General features: G+C 43.6%; 25 protein-coding genes. 12 read left to right on the plus strand and 13 right to left on the minus strand.

Features of this window, described 5'->3' with window-relative positions; all coding sequences use genetic code 11:
* Positions 1-138 precede the first annotated feature (138 nt).
* On the minus strand, positions 139-285 hold the full coding sequence (locus tag I592_RS21715) for a hypothetical protein (RefSeq protein ID WP_010778612.1): 147 nt from the start codon (positions 283-285) through the stop codon (positions 139-141).
* Between the two features lie 164 nt (positions 286-449).
* On the opposite strand from I592_RS21715, the gene I592_RS16150 reads away from it, so the two are divergent.
* From I592_RS16150 to I592_RS20810, 3 genes are all read left to right on the plus strand, one after another.
* Entirely contained in the window at positions 450-824 is a 375-nt protein-coding gene (locus tag I592_RS16150) for a nuclear transport factor 2 family protein (protein ID WP_010778611.1), read from the plus strand.
* A 99-nt stretch (positions 825-923) separates the two neighbouring features.
* Complete coding sequence (locus tag I592_RS22035) at positions 924-1,055, plus strand: helix-turn-helix transcriptional regulator (protein ID WP_244265198.1); 132 nt, start codon at positions 924-926, stop codon at positions 1,053-1,055.
* Positions 1,056-1,117: 62 nt separating this feature from the next.
* Positions 1,118-1,588, plus strand: coding sequence for a YxeA family protein (locus I592_RS20810; RefSeq protein ID WP_010778610.1), 471 nt, complete (start codon positions 1,118-1,120; stop codon positions 1,586-1,588).
* A 75-nt stretch (positions 1,589-1,663) separates the two neighbouring features.
* Here I592_RS20810 and I592_RS16165 read toward each other — a convergent pair whose 3' ends face one another.
* From I592_RS16165 to aspD, 3 genes are all read right to left on the minus strand, one after another.
* Positions 1,664-2,212: an ECF transporter S component gene (locus I592_RS16165; RefSeq protein ID WP_010778609.1), complete on the minus strand. Its 549-nt coding sequence runs from the start codon at positions 2,210-2,212 to the stop codon at positions 1,664-1,666.
* Complete coding sequence (thiD, locus tag I592_RS16170; RefSeq protein WP_010778608.1) at positions 2,202-3,020, minus strand: bifunctional hydroxymethylpyrimidine kinase/phosphomethylpyrimidine kinase; 819 nt, start codon at positions 3,018-3,020, stop codon at positions 2,202-2,204. Before thiD ends, I592_RS16165 begins: the two co-directional genes overlap by 11 nt.
* A 187-nt stretch (positions 3,021-3,207) precedes the next feature.
* A complete protein-coding gene (gene aspD / locus I592_RS16175) occupies positions 3,208-4,803 on the minus strand; it encodes an aspartate 4-decarboxylase (RefSeq protein WP_010778607.1) in 1,596 nt (531 codons plus the stop codon).
* A gap of 341 nt (positions 4,804-5,144) precedes the next feature.
* On the opposite strand from aspD, the gene I592_RS16180 reads away from it, so the two are divergent.
* Positions 5,145-5,399 carry a hypothetical protein gene (locus tag I592_RS16180; RefSeq protein WP_010778606.1) on the plus strand — a complete coding sequence of 85 codons (255 nt, stop codon included), beginning with the start codon at positions 5,145-5,147 and terminating at the stop codon, positions 5,397-5,399.
* A 166-nt stretch (positions 5,400-5,565) separates the two neighbouring features.
* On the opposite strand, the gene I592_RS22040 is transcribed toward I592_RS16180, so the two are convergent.
* The 3 genes from I592_RS22040 to I592_RS16190 form a co-directional block, all read right to left on the minus strand.
* Positions 5,566-5,865, minus strand: a complete 300-nt coding sequence (locus I592_RS22040) for a hypothetical protein (protein WP_010778605.1) — start codon at positions 5,863-5,865, stop codon at positions 5,566-5,568.
* A 12-nt stretch (positions 5,866-5,877) separates the two neighbouring features.
* Positions 5,878-6,300: a YdcF family protein gene (locus tag I592_RS22045; RefSeq protein WP_010778604.1), complete on the minus strand. Its 423-nt coding sequence runs from the start codon at positions 6,298-6,300 to the stop codon at positions 5,878-5,880.
* A 98-nt stretch (positions 6,301-6,398) separates the two neighbouring features.
* The gene (locus I592_RS16190; protein WP_010778603.1) at positions 6,399-6,659 is read right to left on the minus strand and encodes a DUF6442 family protein; all 261 of its coding nucleotides are present in this window, start codon (positions 6,657-6,659) and stop codon (positions 6,399-6,401) included.
* Positions 6,660-6,962: 303 nt separating this feature from the next.
* On the opposite strand from I592_RS16190, the gene I592_RS16195 reads away from it, so the two are divergent.
* Complete coding sequence (locus tag I592_RS16195; protein ID WP_010778602.1) at positions 6,963-7,577, plus strand: histidine phosphatase family protein; 615 nt, start codon at positions 6,963-6,965, stop codon at positions 7,575-7,577.
* Positions 7,578-8,096: 519 nt separating this feature from the next.
* Here the strand turns inward: I592_RS16195 and I592_RS16200 are convergent.
* Together I592_RS16200 and I592_RS16205 are read right to left on the minus strand one after the other, a co-directional pair.
* A complete protein-coding gene (locus tag I592_RS16200; protein ID WP_010778601.1) occupies positions 8,097-8,591 on the minus strand; it encodes a GyrI-like domain-containing protein in 495 nt (164 codons plus the stop codon).
* A gap of 74 nt (positions 8,592-8,665) precedes the next feature.
* Positions 8,666-9,574: a GIY-YIG nuclease family protein gene (locus I592_RS16205; protein WP_244265199.1), complete on the minus strand. Its 909-nt coding sequence runs from the start codon at positions 9,572-9,574 to the stop codon at positions 8,666-8,668.
* Between the two features lie 296 nt (positions 9,575-9,870).
* Between I592_RS16205 and I592_RS22190 the strand changes: the two genes are divergently transcribed.
* The 3 genes from I592_RS22190 to I592_RS16220 all read left to right on the plus strand — a co-directional run bounded on the left by I592_RS22190 (position 9,871) and on the right by I592_RS16220 (position 12,705).
* Positions 9,871-11,595 (plus strand): C40 family peptidase, encoded by a 1,725-nt coding sequence (locus I592_RS22190; protein WP_010778599.1) that lies wholly within the window; start codon positions 9,871-9,873, stop codon positions 11,593-11,595.
* 127 nt (positions 11,596-11,722) lie between these two features.
* On the plus strand, positions 11,723-12,238 hold the full coding sequence (locus I592_RS16215; protein WP_010778598.1) for a GNAT family N-acetyltransferase: 516 nt from the start codon (positions 11,723-11,725) through the stop codon (positions 12,236-12,238).
* A 173-nt stretch (positions 12,239-12,411) separates the two neighbouring features.
* Complete coding sequence (locus tag I592_RS16220; protein ID WP_010778597.1) at positions 12,412-12,705, plus strand: hypothetical protein; 294 nt, start codon at positions 12,412-12,414, stop codon at positions 12,703-12,705.
* Positions 12,706-12,743: 38 nt separating this feature from the next.
* Here I592_RS16220 and I592_RS21070 read toward each other — a convergent pair whose 3' ends face one another.
* Together I592_RS21070 and I592_RS21720 are read right to left on the minus strand one after the other, a co-directional pair.
* Positions 12,744-13,031, minus strand: coding sequence for a porin (locus I592_RS21070; RefSeq protein ID WP_071875839.1), 288 nt, complete (start codon positions 13,029-13,031; stop codon positions 12,744-12,746).
* A gap of 149 nt (positions 13,032-13,180) precedes the next feature.
* Positions 13,181-13,318, minus strand: coding sequence for a hypothetical protein (locus I592_RS21720; protein ID WP_010778596.1), 138 nt, complete (start codon positions 13,316-13,318; stop codon positions 13,181-13,183).
* Positions 13,319-13,543: 225 nt separating this feature from the next.
* Here I592_RS21720 and I592_RS16225 point away from each other — a divergent pair, with 225 nt between their 5' ends.
* Both I592_RS16225 and I592_RS16230 read left to right on the plus strand, forming a co-directional pair.
* Positions 13,544-15,262 carry a metallophosphoesterase family protein gene (locus tag I592_RS16225; protein WP_010778595.1) on the plus strand — a complete coding sequence of 573 codons (1,719 nt, stop codon included), beginning with the start codon at positions 13,544-13,546 and terminating at the stop codon, positions 15,260-15,262.
* Positions 15,263-15,593: 331 nt separating this feature from the next.
* The gene (locus I592_RS16230; protein WP_010778594.1) at positions 15,594-16,391 is read left to right on the plus strand and encodes an HAD family hydrolase; all 798 of its coding nucleotides are present in this window, start codon (positions 15,594-15,596) and stop codon (positions 16,389-16,391) included.
* A gap of 370 nt (positions 16,392-16,761) precedes the next feature.
* Here I592_RS16230 and I592_RS16235 read toward each other — a convergent pair whose 3' ends face one another.
* Both I592_RS16235 and I592_RS16240 read right to left on the minus strand, forming a co-directional pair.
* Positions 16,762-17,424, minus strand: a complete 663-nt coding sequence (locus I592_RS16235) for a response regulator (protein ID WP_010778593.1) — start codon at positions 17,422-17,424, stop codon at positions 16,762-16,764.
* Positions 17,425-17,435: 11 nt separating this feature from the next.
* Positions 17,436-18,956 carry a Spo0B domain-containing protein gene (locus tag I592_RS16240; RefSeq protein WP_010778592.1) on the minus strand — a complete coding sequence of 507 codons (1,521 nt, stop codon included), beginning with the start codon at positions 18,954-18,956 and terminating at the stop codon, positions 17,436-17,438.
* A gap of 233 nt (positions 18,957-19,189) precedes the next feature.
* Between I592_RS16240 and I592_RS16245 the strand changes: the two genes are divergently transcribed.
* Together I592_RS16245 and I592_RS16250 are read left to right on the plus strand one after the other, a co-directional pair.
* Positions 19,190-20,458, plus strand: a complete 1,269-nt coding sequence (locus I592_RS16245; protein ID WP_044926831.1) for a 2-hydroxycarboxylate transporter family protein — start codon at positions 19,190-19,192, stop codon at positions 20,456-20,458.
* A 205-nt stretch (positions 20,459-20,663) separates the two neighbouring features.
* The gene (locus I592_RS16250) at positions 20,664-21,839 is read left to right on the plus strand and encodes an NAD(P)-dependent malic enzyme (protein WP_010778590.1); all 1,176 of its coding nucleotides are present in this window, start codon (positions 20,664-20,666) and stop codon (positions 21,837-21,839) included.
* The last annotated feature ends 157 nt before the right edge of the window (positions 21,840-21,996 follow it).

The following is a 21,996-nucleotide window of genomic DNA, read 5'->3' on the forward strand; positions in this document are numbered from 1 at the left end:
GAAGAGGGGCAAAGAGACATGGATTCCCCTTATGGTAAACGAACAATTATGTAAGATGACGACACAAAAACGCCTCTGCTTTCGATTTACAAGCAGAGGCGTTTAACTATAGGCTTCATTCATTGAGAGATGCGCTCCTTAAGCAGATTTTTTTAAGTCGTAGATCGCTTGTTCAATGGTGATTCCAGTTCCTTGTTGTCCAGTGAGGGTAGAGTAAACGATAAAGATGTTCTCTTTTAAATCAAATGTCACACGGTACGGTTTTTCTTGGTCAAAAAAAGTCATGTTTTTTCCTCCTTTCTTTTAATAACAAAGTTACAAATAAAAGTATAACACATTAGAAGATAATAATAAAACGATTTTGTATTCATAAAAAATTTTAATTATTTAAAATTTGGTGTGTGGAATACTTGGTATAATAAAAGAAAGAACTTTTTTTGGAGGAAACGATGAAAAAGAAAATTATAGAACAGTTTGTGGAGGCGATCAATCACCAACAGGTGCCGGACATTATTGCTCTGATGGCGGAGGATTTTCAATTTATTGACACGTATGGGAATCGTGAAGCTAAGGAAGACATGGTGTCTGGGTGGGCAGGATATTTTGCTTGGTTTCCTGATTACTTGATTGAGGTAGAAGACTATGTAGAAAATGGCAGCTTCGCGGTGATCCTTGGTCGAGCAAGCGGGTCCTATTTAGGGCAGTCAGAACGACATTGGGCATTTCCAGCAGCATGGAAAGTCGTCGTGGAAAAAGAACAGATACTGACGTGGCAAGTTTTTTTGCGATTCAAAAAAACAGTTAGATTCGATGCAAAAACGTGATTCTACAAATCATAGAGTGTGAGAACGCAGGATTCTACAACGAATAGGTAGCTTCTATCGTTGATTCTTTTATGATAAAAGGAGAAAGGGGTTTGGCAATTGGACATTGGAGAACAAATCAAAGAGCATCGCAAACACGGTGGATGGACACAAAAGGAGCTGGCTGAGCGGCTCAATGTTTCTGACAAGACGATCTCAAGTTGGAAACGGGGCGAACGTATCCCGAACTGACCTTACTGGTAGAGCTGAGTGAACTCTTCAACGTGTCATTGGATAGTTTATTGAGGGGAGATGTGAAAGTCGTAAAAAAGATTGATAAGGATGTTCGGCTAAAAAAAGTATATAGGACCATTCTCATTGGGATGATTCTTGTCTTATTCGGAGGAATGATCTTTTTGACACAGTATCAAAATCAAAATCAGTGGGTGGATCGGTTTAATCCGTTTATGAAGATGAACATCGGATATGCGACACTTCCAACTTCCGTAACTTATAATGGCGGAAAAAAATATCGAGAAGATGGAAAAGCGCAACAATTTCCCGATCCTTACAAGAACATTTGGGTTGCAGATGACCCTTTTGGTGAAGGAATGCTTCTGGATTTTCAAGGAGGGCAAGCGCCGGAGGGAAAAAATTATGCGTTGGTCCAGCATAAGGGGATCTATGTGAAGAGAATCTCGTTTATTTCTTGGAAATCCATCCCAGGAGTGTATCGCGACATCATGAGTGAGGAATACTATGAAGTTCCATCGATGAAAGAGTAAAAGAGCGGCTAACAATCAAAGTGTTAGCCGCTCTTTTATAAGCTTTCGCCCCTGCCAAGGACATTTAGTATAGCATTAAATCGGCTGATTGTGAAAAATCATCTGCATCGCCCGGCGTAGAGCAAAGAACACAAGGCTGACGATCAGAATAGTAGAAAAGATATTGATCACAGTCGCAGGCATCGTGGCGATCGCCGCGAAGAAAGCGGGCTTTAACTGCGCACCAGCGATCAGCCCCATGACGGTCGCTTTGATCACAGACATGATAAATTTTGCGATCCCTGCTGAGATACCGATAAGGATGATTTGATAAACATGGGTCGGTTTCTTTTTAAATAGAAGAAACACGACATAAGCGGCAGCACCTACGACAAAGCTCTCGATCAGAAAGTAGGGCGCTTCGGTGGCAAAGCCGTTTAAAATATCAAAAATAAAAAAGCCGATCCCGCCTGCCAGCGAGCCTTGCCAGTACCCAATCAAGAGTACCCCCAATAGTACGACCGCATTTCCGAAATGGATAAAGGCGCCTGTGGGCAAAGGAATCTTGATCATGGTCCCTATAAAGGTCAATGCCGCAAATAATGCGATCAATACGAGGTTTTGAATACGTTTGTCAGTCTTCATCAGTAAGCTCCAATCGTTTTTCTCCGTGTGTGTACGCGCCATGCCACACATGACCGACATACGGATTGATTTTTTCTCCCATAGCAATCGCCGCCTGAACGAAATCAATCGCCAGCTTGATGGCTTGTTCAATGGGATAGTTTTTCGCCATCGCAGCTGTGATCGCTGCCGCGAAGGTACATCCGGCGCCATGATTGTAAGGTGTATCGATGACGGGATGAGGATAGCGGTGGATCGTTTTTCCATCAAAATGAAGATCGACAGTTTCTTTTGTATCTAATCGAGCCCCGCCTTTGATCACCACGTTAGGCACACCAAGGAGGGCAATTTTTTTGGCAGCCTGCACCATCTGAGCTTCAGAGGTTAGTTCTCCCATTTCGGATAAGATGTCTGCTTCTCTCAAGTTCGGAGTAGTAATGAGGGCATGCGGCAGTAATGTTTCCTTTAAAGCTTGGACTTGATCGTTTTTTATAAAATCCTGCGTCCCTTTGCCGCCGATGACCGGATCAACGAGAAGCGGCCGATCTTTCGGGATCTTCTCACTGACGAGGGCGATGATTTCTTTAGAAGGCAATAGTCCCGTTTTGATCGCATCGATCGGACCTGCGAAGACCGAGGCGATCTGCTCCTGAATCAGTTCGAGCGGGAGGGCATGCAAATGATGGGCCCCGTTTGCTGGATCAAGGGTGACGATCGAAGTGATCGCTGCTAATCCAAAGGTGCCGAATTCTTCAAAGGTTTTTAAATCTGCTTCGAGTCCGCCTCCGCCTGTGGCGTCGGACCCTGCAATTGTTGCAACTTTTTTCATAGAGAAACGCTCCATTTGTTTTTTTATAGCATATCTTTTTACGGATTCACTGAAAACAGCCAATTGGATTTGTTTTGACTCAGCCAATTGGCGACTGTACTTAGTAGAGTGTACCACTAGTCAGAAAAAATAGAAAAACATCTCCTTCAAAAAAAACCTCGAGCACAGGGCTCAAGGTTTGTGAAGGCTATTTTGTTTTCATCCATTGGTCGCGGATCGTATCTGTCAATCGAATGATCCGTTTGCCGACTTCGGGGTATTGATTGGTGGCAAGGTTCGCTAAGGACACCCGTACCGCCCATTCGCTGCTTCCGAAGGCGTTGGCTTTCAGCAGCATCAATTGTTCTTTTTCGGCTAAAGAAGTCAAAACTTTGGTTACGGTCCATTTGTTTTTCAAGTAATCCGCGAAGTCATTGCCGTAACGTTTACGGGTCCAGTCTTCGTAGTTGATCTCACAGTAATAGGCCGTGTCTAGATCTTCAAGAGGTTCTTGTAAGCCAAGAGTGCTGAAGAGTAGTTTTTCTCGTTGGCGGCAAATATCCATAACTTCCGCTTTGTAGGCTTTTCCTTCATCAAGCAAGCTGTATAGACTGAACATCACCATCATGACTTGCTGTGGTGCGGATAGTCCCGAAGCGTGGTTCAATGCGACGTCCCGACTATCGGCAACGATCCGATCAATAAAAGTGATCGTCGTTGGATCAGCGGTAAGGGAAGCATAACGTGCATTCAATCGGTCGATCTGTTCTTGCGGCAAGTTCGCGATCAATTCATCAAACAAATTGTGTTTGGCGACAGCGATGGTTCCGACACGCCAGCCGGTCGCACCAAAATATTTTGAATACGAATAGATGCAGGCGGTGTTGTAAGGAATCTCAGAAAAGAGCGACGTGAAGACAGGAACGAATGTCCCATACACATCATCCGTCAAGATCATCAATTCTGGATTGTCTGTTGCAACGATGTCCTTCAATAGATCAATCGTTGGTTGCGCCAACGCATTTGCGGTCGGGTTGCTTGGGTTCACGACAAAGACGGCTTTGATGTCTGAATCCCGCAGCTTGTTGATTTCTTCGTCCGGGTATTGATAGGTCATTTTGCCGTCGACCATTGTTTGTTTCGCTTGGACCTTAACGATCTCAAAGGCATATTTCGGCAATTCTGGAATTTCCAAGTAAGGCGCGAAAGTCGGCAGCATCAACGCGATTTTGTCTCCATGATTCAACAGGAAATTATTGAATAGGGTGTCAAAGATGTAGCAGATGCCTGCGGTTCCGCCTTCGACTGCAAAAATATCGAAGGGGATCGCGCTGTCAGAAAACAATTCCTGATTCAAATAGGCTTTGATAGGTCCTTCGCAGGCGGTCAAACACCGTACAGGATTCGGATAATTATCGCCGATGATATGATCCAGCATCTCCGTCAACCATTCTTCCTTTGGCATGCCAAGGTAGTTGTTGTCAGAGAACCAAATTTTTTTCAAGAAGTCGGCGCCTTTTCCAGGATGAGCTTCCAGAAAATCAGCGAAACGCTGGCTGCGGCCCGCATCTGTTTGGATCATTCCAGCAGTTAATTCACCCGTGCCGTACAACGTTTCTTGTGTCGCAAATTGTCCAAGTAAAAAGAACGCTTCTCGAGGAGTAGGGGCTGTCCAGTTGGGATTCCCGCGTCCGGCATTCAGAAGATTAGTAACATGTTTATTTTCATGAATCTTTTGTTCCAAAAAGAGACTTAATTCAAAGGGGCTTAGTTCTTCTAAGGCTTGTTCAGTAAGTGTGGTCACAAATACGACTCCTTCTACGCTATAGTTTGACTCCATAGTAACGAGAATAATTTTTAATACAGCGTAAATACGCTTAGAGTTCATGAGAAAATTTCTGTTAAAACACAAAGAAATAAAAGGTGTTTTCTTTCATAAACTGCTGAGAAGTATATGGCTGTAAGGAGGGGATCGCTTACAGAACTCTTAGAATGAGGTGTTTAAGGAATTCTTATAATAGAAGATATCAGACTTTCGACCCATGAAAATAATATAAAAATGAGGCATACTATATCCATAAGTTACCCATCCTATAAATGAATGGACTAAAACGATAGATAGTTGTAGTAAAGGAGGAATTATAAATGGATCAATTGATAGCTATTGCGTTTATCGCGTTGCTGGTTTTCTTTGTGGTCAAGGTTGGATCAGTTTTATGGCGTATCGCCGGCGTTCTGTTTTTGCTATTTATTATTTATGTGTATAAAGATCAAATGATTGCGCAAGCGCAAAATTTTGTCGCGAATCCGAATTTCGGCGGGTTATGGCAAAGCGTGTCAGGTTTCTTCGGAGACTTGTTCGATAAGGTCGCAGGCTTTGTTGGAACCGTGATCGAGTAGCAGCTAGAAGTTCTCCTTTTTGAGAGCTTCTTTTTTTACATATGGTTGAGAAAATGGGTGTAATGAACGGAATCAGGACAGCAACGACCATTTTTAAAGTACGATCAGGACACAGAGATAAAAAAATCGGCAACAGACAGGAGAAATGACTGTCTGTTGCCGATTTTTATTGTCGTGTGTTATTCGCCAGATACTTCTCGGTCCGCCGATAACTTGCCAAGACGTCTCTTGGGATATCCACGTGGGGAATAAAACCTGTTCCTTTTGGTCCGTAGCCCCGTTCATCGTCGTTCAGCCGCCGAATCTCTCCTAGGACAAGGGATAAAAAGTATTCCTTGTCCCACCAAGTGTCCATCGCCGAATTTAAAAAGTGAGGCGCTGTATCCATCGCGATCAGTACAGGCTGCTCAAAAACGAGAGACTGAATCGCAGACAAGGGCAGTCGCCATTCTTTTGCAAAGGTCACGAAGGTCCGCTTTTAGAGTAACGGGTCTTGAACGAGCCAAAAATTTTTCGGCGGGTCCTCTGGGAAGATCTCGTGAGAAAAACGGGCATTTTCACCAGTGTTTGTTGATTGTCTTTCCAACAGCATCGTGAGGGGACGTTTGCAGTAAAAGGAAAAAATTTCCTGCGTGATCTCCGCCTCTGAGAGTGTGTCCCATTCCTCACGAACAAGGGCAGGGTATTGCTTTTTACAATTCGCGATCAGCGGCCCCGTGCCGTGACCGACACCACCGACGAAAAGGACACGCTGAATCTCCGTTTCTTCTTCGCAAAAGTGGGCTGTAGAAACGATCAAATCAGGCAGGCTGTTCCCCGCGAGTATTAATGTATCCGAGTGAAAGGTTGGGTTCTTCGGACTCGTAGTAAGACAATCCACCAACACAGCTAAATCAAGCATCGTATCCTCCTTAAACAGGTATCAAAAATTCCTTCTATATAATAGTAGCAAACTTTCAGGCAGAAAAAAACTGCTGGCACGAAACCAGCAGAGAAGAATCAAAATAAGTACCGGATAAAAAAGAAAATACATAAGAGAAAGAGGACGACAGATAGTGTTAACCAAGACTTTTGTTTGATCCAAAGAAATTTCCCGTAACAAAATGCAGCGGCAGCACCCGTAAAGAGACTGATCAGATCCATGTACTCGCCATGCTCGACCACACGAGCAAGCATCAGGATGCTGAAAAGTATCAAACTAAAAATTCCTGAAGTAGCTAGTGCTAGATCAGTACTGGTTTGTTTGCGATCTTTTTCCATGTGATGCCCTCCATTCAAATAGATTTGTTGGTTGAACTAATTTTTTACTTAATTACGAGTTAATTCCTTCTATAATTTAAGTTTTCAATCTCCTTATATAAAGGGAAAACCGTTCAATATAAGTTTTGGTAGTTGTTTTCATTATAAATGAATCCGATTACAATGTCACGCTGTAAAGAACTTACTATTTAATAAAATAGTTATTTTTTGGGATCGTTCCTCTTTTTGGTCTCTTTCACTGAATAGTAGTGTATACTAGATGGGAACATTTGAAGAAGGACGATTGAATAGGAGTGAAGAGGTGTGACAGAATTTTATTTTGTCCGACATGGGAAAACAGAGATCAATGCGGAAGGGCGTTTCAATGGTGGGACAGTCGACTCCCCGCTGATTGCTTCTGGTGTAGAAGCGACGAAACGAATGGCGCAGCATTTAAAAAACGTGCGCTTTGACCGTGCGCTGTCTTCTCCGCAAATGCGGGCACAAACGACGGCGAAGATTATTTTAGCAGAGAATGATTCCCCGGTAGAGCTGACAGTCGTAGAAGGTCTGCGGGAAATGCGGTTAGGAGATTGGGATGGTGAGAAGATCGATCGAATCACAGCGACCTATCCAGAGGATTTGAAAAATTATCGGACACGTCCAGATTTGTTTGATGCACAAAAATTCCATGGGGAAACCTATGAGCAGTTGATCGCTCGCAGTACGGCCGTCATTCACGAAACGGCGAAGGCCTATCCAGAGGAAAAATTATTGGTCGTCAGTCATGGAATCTTATTGATGGCACTGCTAAATACGTTAAAGGGTGCGCCACTTGCTAAAATTCGGGAAAGCGGCATCGTTGATAATTCAAGCTTGACGCGTATGACGTATTCGGAGGCAGGCGTGCATTTCGATGTGTGGGGACAAACCTTCTAAAAAGTAAAATGAGTAATAATGAAGAAATGTCCGCCCATTTTTGATCATGTAAATAAAAAGAGATGTTTTACGAAAGATAATAAACTTTTTTATATCCTTCAAAAAGAACGAAGGAATATTTTGAAAGTGTAATCCAGAAAAATCATGTGATGTTTATAGTTATTTTTGAAACGATATATTTCATTTGTATGACAGAAAATGCTATTTTTGTTTTCGGTAAATAGCGGTCGAATCGCTTAATTTTTGCTTATAAATGATAAATTAAGAGAAAATTAATATTCGGTGCTTCTCCTTTTCTAAGAATCAACCGCCGACAACTTATAAATAACTTTTAAAAAACTCTTTGATGTGTTCATTCAAAGTGTTTTTTTATTTTACGAGCAAAGGGTCTTTTAAGAGATAAAAGAACGTTTTTACGTTTTAAGAGAGCCTCCTTTTAAGGCTTAGAAGCCACAAAAAAAGCCCTTCGCCGAATAGCAGGAAGTGCTCTCATTTTATTCTAATGAATGAATTTGTCGGCTAATTTGCTATCAGATCTTTTCGTTTTGGGCGGTAGGTCATCTCGATCATTGTTTCCTGATCCTCTAGCGGCACCGAAGCGTCTGTCAAAAAGTATTCGTAGCTTCGGAAGGTAAAGATGCCGTTCTCTTGCTTGATCGCATCGATCAGGCCTTCATAAGAGTCCGCCAAATCTTCATAATCGCCTACGTACAAGGTGCGTACGGCTTGATAGCTTGGCAGCTCGTAACTTTGAAATTTTTCTGTTGAAGGGATTTCTTTGTTAATGGGAAAGTCGATCTCGATACTCAAGAGTTCATCTCGCGGCTGCCCTTTATCGTCTAAGTTCAAATAGGAAACAAACGGCGTTCCTACAAGCTCAGCGTCGTTTTTTTGAATATATTCTAATAGTTCGACAAAAGAGGTTCCGATGAAATTTGGAATGTGCTCACGTGAGAGGTGAGTGGACATCGAAACGATTATTTGCGCAGGTTTGGTGATCTTCTCAATTTGCATGGTTCTCCCCCGTTTCATAAACGCCTACGCTGATTGTAACAAGGAATGAAATCGAATACAAATGGGAACCCCTTCTAATCCCCCTCAAAAGCCTGTACCTGCCCGTGTTTATTCAAGTAATTGAAGAAGAGAGGGAAGAGATCGACATCTGATTTATCTAGTCGATCCTTGGCTTCAAGCCGCTGCCAAGTATTCGCAGAAACGGCTTTTTCCATACGCTTTTTGGCTTGCTCGAAGGTAGGCTCTCGCCGATAAACGACACGAGTCAGCAGCTCGCCTTTTGCGTACAAGTAACAATAGTAGTACCCACCCTCAGGCAAGATCCCTACGAAGGTCTTGTTTTGCATGATCTGGATCAATTGTTTGTTGCGGCGTAAGAAGCGCTGGACGGTCAAGTAATTGTTCCACCATTGATACGAGGATTCGTAATCGTGCCGCGCACTCGCTGCCTGGACCCGCTCATCGATTCGTGTCAATAACGCTGTGGATTGCCCTAAAAGGGTTTCCTTGATTTCTTGGATGCGCAAGTCAAATTCTGCTTCAGGACTGATCTCACGATAATCCTTGACGATCCCTGCCACGTACTTCAAGGGACCATCGAGGCGGTAAACACTGTTGATGATCTGCTTTAATTCTTGAATTTTGCTTTCTTTGAAAAATGGACCGATCACTAAACCTTTATCGGACCATTCATTCAACACCTTCAAGTAGGGTGCTTGGTCAGTAAATTGAAAATAGCCATAGCTTTCGTAATGATTCATCACACGATTGTATCGAGGACGTATCTGATGAATCAAATGGCATTCTAATAAGAGAGCGTCGAATTCTGTATCGGTCAATTCGACCTCCACATCGTCGATCCAGCGAACCATTTCTTGCACTTTTCTAGAATGCTGGCTGTTTTTAATAAAGTAAGAACTCACACGTTGTTTTAAATTTTTTGCCTTTCCGACGTAGATAATTTTCCCCTGCGTGTTTTTCATCTTGTAAATTCCAGGTGTTTTCGGTAGGCTTCTGATTTTTTCTTTTAGCAATTGATCACCTCGTTTGTTCGAATGGACAAAAAAGATTTCTAAACGACTTTTAAAAAGGTGGTTGTGGAATCTTTTTTTTAACTATTCGGAAAATAATTGAAAAATAGGGCATTTTGGTCTAAATCCGTAAAAAATAATCTAAAATATCAAAAAATAGGAATCGTTAACAATGACCGCCCATTTCTATTGTGTTATAATTAATTACGTTAAGAAAGCAATGAGAGAGAGAAACGGAGAGATGTTAAATGTCAAATAAAGTTTTAACGAGACGTGAACGACGTCAGCAAAAACGACAGAAGACCACTAACTATCGCTATCTTAAAAAGGGGTCTGCTGTCGTAGGTACAGCATTAGTGACGGTTTCGGTAGCGGCACCATTACTAAATACGCATAAAGTTGAAGCTGTTGAAGGAAAAACGACTGCCACTACGTCAAATGTTGATCAAAAAGCGTTTATAAATGAAATTTCTAGTCAAATCAAACCGTTAGCAGAAAAGCATGACCTTTATGCTTCGATCATGATCGCGCAAGCCATTGTAGAAAGTGACTGGGGAAACAGCGAATACGCACAGGCACCTTATTACAATCTATTTGGTTTAGAAGGTCAGTATCAAGGCCAGTCAGCAATGCTAGACAAAAAGGATTCTGGAAACGGTCAAACCGAAAAGAAAGAATTAAAAAAATACGGTTCATATAAAGAAGCGATCCAAGATTACATCGAGATCATCAAAACAACTTCTCGCGACGGCAACGAAAACTACTTCAGCGGAACTTGGCGCAGCAATGCGAAAGATTACCAGGCTGCAGCAGCAGCGTTAGCCGGACGCTTAAACGAAGATCAAGGCTATGTTCAAAAATTGGTTTCAACGATCCAAGAACACGACTTGACTAGCTATGATGCTACACAACCTGTGACACCGCCAGTTGCACAACCTGCACCAGCAGAACAAGCGGCAACAGCGGCACCAGAACAACCAAAAGAATATACGGTTCAATCTGGCGATACAGTTAATTCTATCACGGATCAATTCGGAATCGGTGTAAAAGAGTTTACGGATTGGAACAAGATCGATGACAGCACGATTTATGCTGGACAATCTGTGATCGTTGGAAATGGCGCAGTCACACAAGACGCTGCACCTGCACCGCAAGCAGCACCTGTGGAAACTGCACCGGTTGAAAATGCAACACCGCAAGCACCAGCAGCGGAACAACCAGTAGTCAACACTACTGCTTCAACAGATGTTTCAACATTGGCATCAACATCAGATATCGCTCAACCGCAACCAACTTCAGATGCACCTGCTCCAGCAGAGCAAGCACCGGCAGTGAAGCAAGATCAGCCAGCGCCAGCACCTGAAAAACAAGCGGTTCAGAATGATCAAGCTGCACAACAACAAGCGGCCGCACAAAAACAACAGCAAGAACAAGCTGCGCAACAAGCCGCTCAACAACAACAAGAGCAGGCAGCACAACAGCAAGCGGCGCAACAACAACAAGGACAAGCGGCTCAGCAACAAGCGGCACAGCAACAACAAGAACAGGCAGCACAGCAACAAGCAGCGCAACAACAGCAAGATCAAGCCGCACAACAACAACAATCAACTGATGCTACACGTGGTCAGCAAGTTGTGAACGAAGCGGAGAAATATATCGGCACACCTTACGTATGGGGTGGAAAAGACACCAGCGGCTTTGACTGCTCAGGTCTTACTCAATATGTATACAAACAAGTAACTGGAAAAGACATTGGTGTTTGGACTGTGGCCCAAGAATCATCAGGTACACAAATTTCAGTTGACCAAGCGCAACAAGGGGATCTATTATTCTGGGGCGACAAAGGATCAAGCTACCATGTAGCGATCTCAGCCGGAGGCGACCAATACATTCACGCACCGCAACCAGGTGAAAACGTGAAATACGGTTCGACTCAATACTATTCACCAGACTTTGGTGTCCGCGTATACTAAACTAAAAGAACTAAGGATATCCAAGAAAACTCGTGCAGACGGTGTTTACTTGGATATTTTTTTGTCGTTTAATAGAAACAACAGTGTTTATAGTAAAAAGAAATAGCGATAGAAATGAGTGATAGATATGAGAAGAAAACAATTAGAAACAGAGCGGCTTTATTTTTCCTTTTGGTCAGAAGAGGATAGTCAATGGGCGGAAAAACTTTGGGGGAATCCCAATGTGACGAAATTTATAGCGCAGAAGGGGAACCTGTCGAAAGAGCAAGTCGCTCAGCGCTTGCAGCTGGAGATCAATAGTCAGGCGACTGCCGGGTTTCAATATTGGCCGATTTTTCTAAAGGATGGCGAAAAATTCGTCGGCTGCTGCGGGCTCCATGCCTACGATTTAGAGAATCATGTCGCGGAACTCGGCTTTCACTTAGTCCCTGATGCATGGGGAAAAGGCCTTGCGAAGGAAGCGGCAGCAGCGGTCATTGATTATGCAAGGTCAAGCACCGACTTGACCGCACTATTCGCCGGCCACCATCCAGAAAATCAAGGGTCCGCCAAGGTGCTGAGCAAACTCGGCTTCCAATTTCAAGGCAACCAGTATTATGAACCCACTGGACTAGATCATCCCTCATATTTGTTGAAATTCTAAGGGAACAAGGAAAAGGCAGCTTATCGATTCAAAAAACCTCGAATCATTTTTCTGTTTGATACGTACATTTCTGAAAATAAACAGGAGGAGTTTATTAATTTTGCGCATATTTTGGTATAATTAAGCAAATGAAGCGCATGCAAAAAGAAAAATAATGATTTGGGGTGGAGAATATGGCGAATCGAGCGCCGCAATGGTGGTCCTTTCTTGCGAATTTCGGCATGCGATCGAAGAAAGCTGCCGCTGATGTCGTCCTACATGAGCTGGTGGTCTCATTCAAAGCGGTCCCTGCGCCGAACATTCTTCAGCATGTCAAAATAAAAGAAGCAGCCCAATGGGAAGTGTATGGCAGCGATGTTTTCAGAGGGAAGACGACGTTGAAAAAAGAAGAGATGAAGCGTCTTTTAGTCAATGAATTGTATCTCAAAGATGATCAGGTGTATGTGGTGGAAGCCAACGCCAACTAAAAAAGACCTCTGAGGGTCTTTTTTTTGTTGAAGAAGGCTCATTGGAAGAACATCCAAGAACCGATGGCTATAAAGGACAGCACGAGAAGATAAATGAGTACACTGGAGCAGAGAATCACGATTTTCCCATTTTCACTAAGGAGTCCATCTTTACGAAATAGGTAGAAGACTTCGTACTTGTGAAAAAGAAAAACACGGCCCGCAGCGATTCCAGCGATGATTCCAAATACAAGTAAAAAAACGGAAAGGCTTATGACTGACGTACGTTCCAGAAAAATACAAGAAGAAAGCAAAGCAGCATAGACATATTTTTCCAAAATAATCACCTAATTCTTTTATAGTTCTTTTCTACATATAGTATACGAGATAAACGAACAGCAAAGGCATTCTGATTTTTTACAGTTTGGAAAAAACTAGGGTCAAACAAAAACGGCAGCGCACTCTCTCGATGCGTTGCCGTTCGTTCTTCTACTATTTATGCGATGGGGCAGACAGATTTTTCTGTCGTGGTGCCGACGATGATCGTGTTCGCATAGATTTTTTCGATGATTCCTGTGACTTCCTCACCGTAGCAATCGATTGTCGTGATCGTGTTGCCAATAACTAATTCCATCTATAATCATTCCCTCTCTGAAGCCATGCTACCATTGAAAGGGAAATCATTCTCTTCAAATATGTTTAGGAAAAAGAAATAATGTATAACCCGTTTTACTTGTTATTTTCTCAAGCTTGATTCGGCAGACGAGAAATTCCTAAAAATTTCACTGGATTCACGACTTATTCCGCCAATGATCGGCGAAATCGTTATAATGAACATAGTATACAGGAGAGTCCCTCCTTGAATCGAGGTGTTTTTGTGAAACCAAAGGACGAAAAGAAAGAATTAGTCATCAAAAAGCAGACCATTCCCTTACCTTTAAACGGGACACCATCACCGATGCTGGCTGAGCGGATCGCCGGCTATCCCGAAAATCGCCGCCGTCCAGTAAATAAAACCGTCTTTAGAAATGAGTATTTTCAATTGACCTATGATACAAGAAAACGGTCCATGGCGATTTCGTCAAGGGGCGATCTTGTCTATTCAGCGATTCCCTATGACACTGCGCGAAATTATATTCAGCGGGCATCAATCCAGTATTTGCTCCATCCAGAGGGAATTCGGCGCTACATCGAGCTGCACCAATCGACGATCGAAAAGTATTTGACGTTGAGTATTTTTCAAGTAACGGGGAACCGAGTATCGGAGACTTCCTTTGAGGTAAAGCAAGCCTACAAGGCGATCCTGCAAAATCCGTTATTGGAGATCCAAGTCGCGGGACGACTGATGCAGCACGATGAGACAGGACCATTATCGGCAAACCTGGCGGGGAAATTCCTCTTTAGTGAAAATGCCAAAACTGGGATCGCCGGGTATCTCTCGGAATATTTGAAATTTGTTGTCCAAGCAGCCAATTCGTTGCCTTTAATGATTGATGGCAAAGAAGTACAGTTCTTAGAGACGGGGGAAGAAAACCAGCAGTTGATCGATCAGGGATTGACGATCCATTCAGATATTGACTCGGCATTGTCCTTGTTGCCGCAGGAGGTGAAGCAGGGATTGGAGAACGCGCTGGTGGTGGCAGATTCTGCTTCAGTGGTCAATACCCAGCCGCTGTTACGCTCAGAATATGGCGAGGAATTGGCAAGGACGCGGGAAAATTACATCGCGCACAGTGTTCCACCCGATGAGGCGGAAAAATATTTCACCAATGTTCATTCCACGGAGAATCGAAATTTGATCAATGTAGTTTCTGATGCCCACGTGAAGGAGGGGCCGCTGCCTTTTACCAATCGGCATTTCAACATTATGGCGGGAGATATGTCGGATTCTCATCTCACGGAAGAAGAAATCAAAGGAATCTATCTTCTGGGAAATCACGATCTGACCGATGCATTGCCAGAGACGACCGATTTTACCGATGCGAAATGGCAAAAGTGGGAACCTTTTTTCAACTATGAGTGGTTCAAGGAGCTGCATCGGGAGCCGGATGAAGCATGGTATTTGCTGCCGACAGGGGATCACGATTTCTACGAAGCGGTGAAGTCAGAGATCGCTCCGCGTTTTCCGAAAATGACTGTGTTGAATAACGAGAGTCTTGTTTATGAAGGGGTTCGATATATTGGATTAACCCTTCCCGTCGCTCTAGTCCAACGAAAAAAGGAGCAGCAGCGCTTCATTCTGCGTACACTAAAAAACTTGTTGGACACAGACAAAGAGACGCCCACAGTGATCGTGAGTCATGCACCATTATTCAATGAATTGAGTCTGCTGCCAGAAACGAGTGACGCCTACAATAAGGAAAATACCTGCGGGGAACCAGAGATAGAGAAGCTATTCGCCCAATACAACATCATCGGCGCGATCCACGGGCATCACCATATTCCCGCGTCCTCACGCCGATTTAAGAAGACCGCGTTTGCGGGCAAACGATTGTTTGTCGTGTGTTCGATCTATTCGAAGGTGAATAAGGGGTTTGAATTAATGAGTTTGCTTCACGAAACAGAAATGAATAAATAGAAAACAAACTTCCTTGATTGAAGAGAGCCAGCTTCTATCAAGGAAGTTTTTTAGTGAAAAAGGTAAGCGATAAATATAAATTGAGTAAAAACCGGTAAAAAAACATTTGGAACGGGAATTCGCACTTTTTTTCGTCACTTTTTTAGAACTCAGAATTCCCTGAGTTGTATCGAAATCACAGAAATTAAGGATTGGTAATAAATGTGCTTTTTTAGCAGAAAAGACCGATTATCTATGGGAAAATGGTTAGAAGTGAAGACCGAACGTAGAGTAAACAGAATTTAGTAAAAGTTTATGCTTGAAAAAAGGATGTAAGAGAAGGTGGTATAAGATGAAGGACGTAAAGATTATTTTTTTTGATGTGGATGGTACATTGATTGATATGGAGAAAAAACAAATTTCAGAAAAGATGCTGGCAACTTTGAGAGCGCTTAAAGAACAGAATATTGTTCTTTGCATTGCGACGGGGAGGAGCCCAATCGCGCTGCCTCAGTTTGAAAATCTGACTTTTGATGCTTTTTTGACCTTTAACGGGTCTTATTGTTTTAACAAAAAAGAGAGTATTTATAAAAATCCGATTCCGCAAAAGGATGTGGCGCAAGTTGTTGAAAATGCGAAGGCGCTGAATCGTCCGGTAGCGATCGCTACGAGTGATAAAACCATTACGAATGGCGAAGATGTGGATTTAATTGATTATTTTGCATTCGCTCATCAACCGGTGATCGTATCAGAGGACTTTGATACGACGATACAGAAGGAAGAAATTTTTCAATTAATGCTAGGGGCTCGCAAAGAAGAGTATGCGGATGTAATGAAGCATGCGACGGCTTCGAAGATTACGGCTTGGTGGGATCGTGCGGTGGATATCATCCCAACTAGCAGCGGTAAGGGTACTGGGATCAAGGAAATGCTGGATTATTATGGCTTTGATAGCGATCAAGCGATTGCATTTGGCGATGGGAATAATGACATTGAGATGCTTGAAGCCGTTGGCTGGGGCTTGGCCATGGACAATGCGTCTGAGGATTTGAAAGAAATCGCGGATGAAGTCATCGGACATGTGGCCGAAGAAGGCATCTACCATTATTGCTTAGAAAATGGCTTGATTGAGGACGATCAGTTCGGATAAATTGACGAAAGCGAAGTGACTTTTTATGGGGGACATACTTTGTGAAGAAAGCGTGCTATTGCGGTTTGATCATTCTACTTCGCTACGAACCTATAAAGAGAGCATGGAGAAATTGAAGAGCTTCGGCGATGACAGTTCACTCTTTCATTCCGGGGAAGATTTAGTAATAGTTGAAAGACCTTGCCGCTTACGTATGGAGCGGCAAGGTGTTTTTGGTTAATCATCTGTAGACTGTTTCTTAATCTTATCGCATACGTATTTTGTGAGAACCGGCTTTTTCCCAAAAAGAAGGCTGCTATGAGAAAATTAAACGAAACTCATGCTAAAGCAGGTGGCTGGCTAAGTCAATTAAGGGGGTAGTCGTTTCCATTTACAAACGTCGAAAAGCCTTATAGGGACGGCCAACCTTGGTATAAACAGTCTCTGCTTTTAATTGTTTCGTTTGTTCCAAATGACTGATGTATTTTCGTACTGACACGTGGGACAGGCCGCATTGATCCGCTAACTCTTGGATCGTAAAGGGCTGATGGATGTCATGAATGACCGTCAAAATATGAGTTAGCGTATCTACAGACAAGCCTTTTTCCAAGTCATCGGAAGGGGCGGGTGCTGCTTGTTTGAAGAGTGAGTCAAGGGTCGCTTGATCGACCTCGATGCCTTCGAGGCGCTGCTTTTTTTCTTGGAACAAGGCGATACTTTTTTTAAATCGTTCAAACGTGAAGGGTTTGATCAAATAGTCGATAACGCCAAGGTGCAGTCCTTCCTTGACGCTGGGCGCTTCGTTGGCTGCGGTGATCAAAATGACTTCATGGTTCGTTTGGTTCATCCGCAGTTTTCTCAAGATATCCAACCCGTTGCCATCCTTTAAATGAATATCTAGTAAGATCAGCGCGATTGTTTTTTCTGCTAACAAATTTTCCGCATCTTCGACTGTTGCGGCGGAGTAGAGGGCTTGAAAGAGCCCCATTTTTTCTAAATAGCTGCGATGGATGAATTCCACCATCGGATCGTCTTCGATAATCAGCACGTTCATGTCGATTCTCCTTATTCTTGATACGTCGTTTCTAAGCAAATGGAAAGGGTTTGTTCGTTTGTCACCAGTTGAAATGTTCCTTGCGCATCTTCAATGAGCTGCGAGAAATAATTCTCGGTGAAGACAGACTCGAGGGTCCGTACATCGGCTTCTTTCAATTGAATATGATAACAGGTTTTCAGACGTTGTTCACGATAATCGATCGCCATGATGATCTCGTCAGGTAAATGACGCAGCAGGAGCGCGTGATGGATGTAGCGATAGACGTTGATCAAATGTGTCGTTTGCTCCTGATTTGCGGTATTCGGGATTTCCGGCGAGATTTCAATTAAAAGCTGGGTCTTTCGTTCCGCAAATTTTTCCCGTTCTCCAATGAAGAAACCGGCAATTACTGGATTTCTTACCAGAAGGGAAAGACGATGAGAAAATTCCTTCTCAGGCTTCAAAATATCGTTCAAATAAATCTTCAGTTCGTCATAGCTTTCCAAATCCACTAAGCCGTAAATGACATGGAGCTTATTCATAAACTCATGAGATTGGCTTTGCAGGGCGGAAGCGTAAGCTGTCGTATTCGCCAATTGGTCCGTTACAAATAACGATTCCGTCGCGTTTCGTAAGAAGAGGATCGAACCGACCCGCTTTTTATGAACAGAGATCGGAGCGACTGAAAACAGATAATCCTGCCCGTTTTGGCGATAGAGCTGCTGTACGGAGCGGTTGAAGTCGATTTGTTCTTTATCCAATAGAAGCTGATCAATCGTTTTACCCGTCAAGGAATCCGCCGACCCGCTCAATTTATGATACATCTCGTTAGCAGCGATATTTGCTAAATTGATGGTATCGTCGGTATCGATGACGACCACCACGTCTTTGGTCTCGTCGAGCATCGCATTTCGTTCCGTCAGCAGACGAGAGATCTCTTTTGGCTCCAAATTCAGCAGTTGCTTCTTCAAGTAATACGCGACGATCGATGCAACGATCAATCCGACGCCGATGCTGACCAGCAGTGCGATCGTGTATTGCTGGCGTGAATTTTCGACTAATTGAGTCAAGGAATCGAGTTTGATCCCCAGAGCAATCACGCCGATCTGTTGGTCGTTCTCAAAAACAGGCACAAAGCCTCGCAACGATCTGCCTAAGGTGCCTTCACTTATCGAGACATGGGATTTTCCATGAAGCGCCTTTGCTTCATCCCCGCCTTCAAAATGTTTGCCGATCTTCGTTTCATCTGGGTGGGTCAATCGAATCCCCTTCATATCCATCAGTACGATAAAGTCCATCTGATGGATCTTGGCGACCTCTAAAGTGTAGGTCTCCGTTTTTTCGGAAAAGGCATTCTTCTGTAATGTTTGCCGAACAGAAGGTTCTAAAGCCAATTGCTTGCCGACAGACAGCAGTAGTTCTTCTTCTCTTTTTTGAACGATCTTCGCGTCCTGGTATAAAATCACACTATAAAGTACGGTGTTGGTCACTAGGAGCGTGGCGATAAAAATAATGGATAGCAAAGCCCACAGGCGTAGTCCTTTCTTCATTGTTTGTTCCTCCGAAATAAGTATAGCATGGGAGTTCTTTCGTCGTTCGCTTAAATTAATTGAGTTACTTAAATAAGTTGAATAATCTATCGAAGGCGTTGAAAACCGATTATGCTGAAAGCGGAAACAAATGAGGAGGAGAAACAATCATGGAAAAAAATGTTCAAAAGCCCAGTGTGAATCTGACCCATCCGAAGTCGAACGAGAAGGCGCACTCTTTTCTCGAAAAGTGGATGGACGTTAAAGTAGGGTCTGTCCCGCTGCCGGTATACGTCGTGCTTTCAGCAGTGATCTTCGTGACGGGGATGGCGCAGCAGCTGCCGATAAATATGCTGGGGGGCTTCGCAGTCATTTTAACAATGGGATGGTTATTAGGGACGATCGGTGGAAATCTGCCCTTTGTCAAAAACTTTGGTGGACCGGCAATTTTATCTCTTTTAGTTCCGTCGATCTTGGTATTTTTCAATTTGGTCAACCAAAACGTATTAGCTTCTGCGAACATCTTAATGAAGGAAGCCAACTTTTTGTATTTCTACATTGCTTGTCTTGTTTGCGGCAGTATTTTGGGAATGAACCGCAAGATGCTGGTACAGGGCTTGATGCGAATGATCGTACCTATGATGGTAGGGATGATCTTTGCGATGGGTGTTGGGACGCTTGTGGGAGTGCTGGTCGGGTTTGATTGGCAGCACGCTTTGTTCTACATCGTTACACCCGTTCTTGCCGGAGGAATCGGGGAAGGCATCTTGCCGCTATCGATCGGATACAGCGCAATCACTGGAGTCGGAAGTGAGCAATTAGTGGCGCAATTGATTCCGGCAACGATCATTGGTAATTTCTTCGCGATCATGTGTTCCGCGCTGCTGTCGCGCTTTGGCGAAAAACGTCCAGAATTTTCTGGTCAAGGACAGCTAGTCAAAGTTGGCGACACTGATGATATGGCGGATGCATTAAAAGAAGACAATTCACCGATCGATGTCAAATTAATGGGGGCTGGCGTATTGACGGCGTGTACCTTGTTTATCGCCGGCGGCTTGCTGCAGCATTTTACCGGATTTCCTGGACCTGTATTGATGATCGTATTGGCCTCTTTGTTGAAATATTTGAACGTTGTGCCAAATGAAACCCAACGCGGCTCAAAACAATTGTACAAATTTATTTCTGGAAATTTCACGTTCCCATTAATGGCTGGATTGGGCCTGCTGTATATCCCATTGAAAGATGTGATCGGCACGCTTAGCTGGCAATATTTCATCGTGGTGATCAGTGTCGTCTTCACGATCATCGTGACCGGCTTCTTCATTTCACGCTTTATGAACATGAATCCTGTGGAAGCAGCGATTATCTCTGCCTGCCAAAGCGGCATGGGGGGAACCGGTGACGTGGCGATTTTAAGTACTGCGGATCGTATGAACCTGATGCCATTTGCGCAAGTAGCGACACGCCTAGGCGGAGCCATCACCGTGATCGTGATGACCGGTGTCTTACGAATGATCTTTTAAGAAAGCTCGAAAAATAAACACAGTAATATTAAACTGAAGAAGGATTTCAGTTCCTCTTTTCGCAGGATCATTAGCGTTGTGGGGACAAAGACATCAACCAGAACAAGGGCAGAAAAGTATAGAGGAATGACATACGGCCTGAAAATCAAAGTTATTTTTCTGGATAGAAAAATAAATACATTAAACTGAAGAAGGAGCAATTCAAATGAAAAAGGATGTAAAAGAGTTGGCATTAGAACAAGCAAAACAAAACGGCGGTAAATTGGAAGTTGTATCGAAGGTTACGATCAATGATCGTGAGGATTTGAGTATTGCGTATACGCCAGGTGTGGCGGCAGTTTCTTCGGCTATTGCGGAAGACAAAAAATTGGCGTACGAATTGACAACGAAAAAAAACACGGTTGCTGTGATCAGCGATGGTTCAGCAGTTTTGGGATTAGGCAATATCGGGCCAGAAGCAGCAATGCCAGTCATGGAGGGGAAGGCAGCGTTATTTAAACGGTTTGCTGGAGTAGATTCGATCCCCTTGGTCTTGGACACTCAAGATACCGAGGAGATCATCCAGATCGTCAAAGCGCTGGCACCGACGTTTGGCGGGGTGAATTTAGAAGATATCAGTGCGCCGCGCTGTTTTGAGATCGAACAGCGTTTGATTGAAGAATGTGACATTCCGATTTTCCATGACGACCAGCATGGGACGGCGATCGTTGTCTTATCTGCGTTATTCAATAGTTTAAAATTGATTGGAAAAACGATCGAGGAAGTAAAAATCGTTGTCAATGGCGGCGGTTCTGCGGGACTCTCTGTGACGAGAAAATTCTTAGCAGCAGGCGCAAAAAATGTAACAGTGGTAGACAAGCACGGCATACTAAACGCAGATGATGCGGCAGAATTGCCAGAGCACCATGCGGAAATCGCCAAAGTCACGAACCCAGCCCATGCCTCTGGAACATTGCAGGATGCTTTAGTGGACGCAGATGTTTTTGTCGGCGTGTCAGCCCCTGGCGTGTTAAAATCAGAATGGATCAAGACCATGGCAGAAAAACCCGTGATCTTCGCGATGGCAAACCCGACACCGGAAATCTTCCCTGATGAAGCATTGGAGGCAGGGGCTTATATCGTAGGAACAGGCCGTAGTGATTTTCCAAATCAAATCAATAATGTACTGGCCTTTCCAGGTATCTTCCGCGGCGCGCTGGATGCCAGAGCACGAAAAATCACTGTTGAGATGCAGATTGCAGCGGCGAAGGGGATCGCCAGTTTGATCTCTGAAGATGAATTGACGACGACCAACATCATTCCTGATCCATTCCAAGAAGGCGTCGCAAAAGTAGTAGCGAAATCAGTCAGCGATGCGGTGTATGAAACAGCAACCGTTTAACGAATAAAAACGTACTTCCCGGTTGAGGCAAGTACGTTTTTTTACTTACTGCAAGGGAAAGCGGTCAATTCTTTGTGTGTTTGAAAACAAAGTTGACGTAGGAAAATTGTTAAAAGCGAAAAGGCATTAATCAAGCCAGCATCTGATTCCAAGGGTG

The sequence above is a fragment of the Enterococcus gilvus ATCC BAA-350 genome (genome assembly GCF_000407545.1).
Classification (GTDB): Bacteria; Bacillota; Bacilli; order Lactobacillales; family Enterococcaceae; genus Enterococcus_A; species Enterococcus_A gilvus.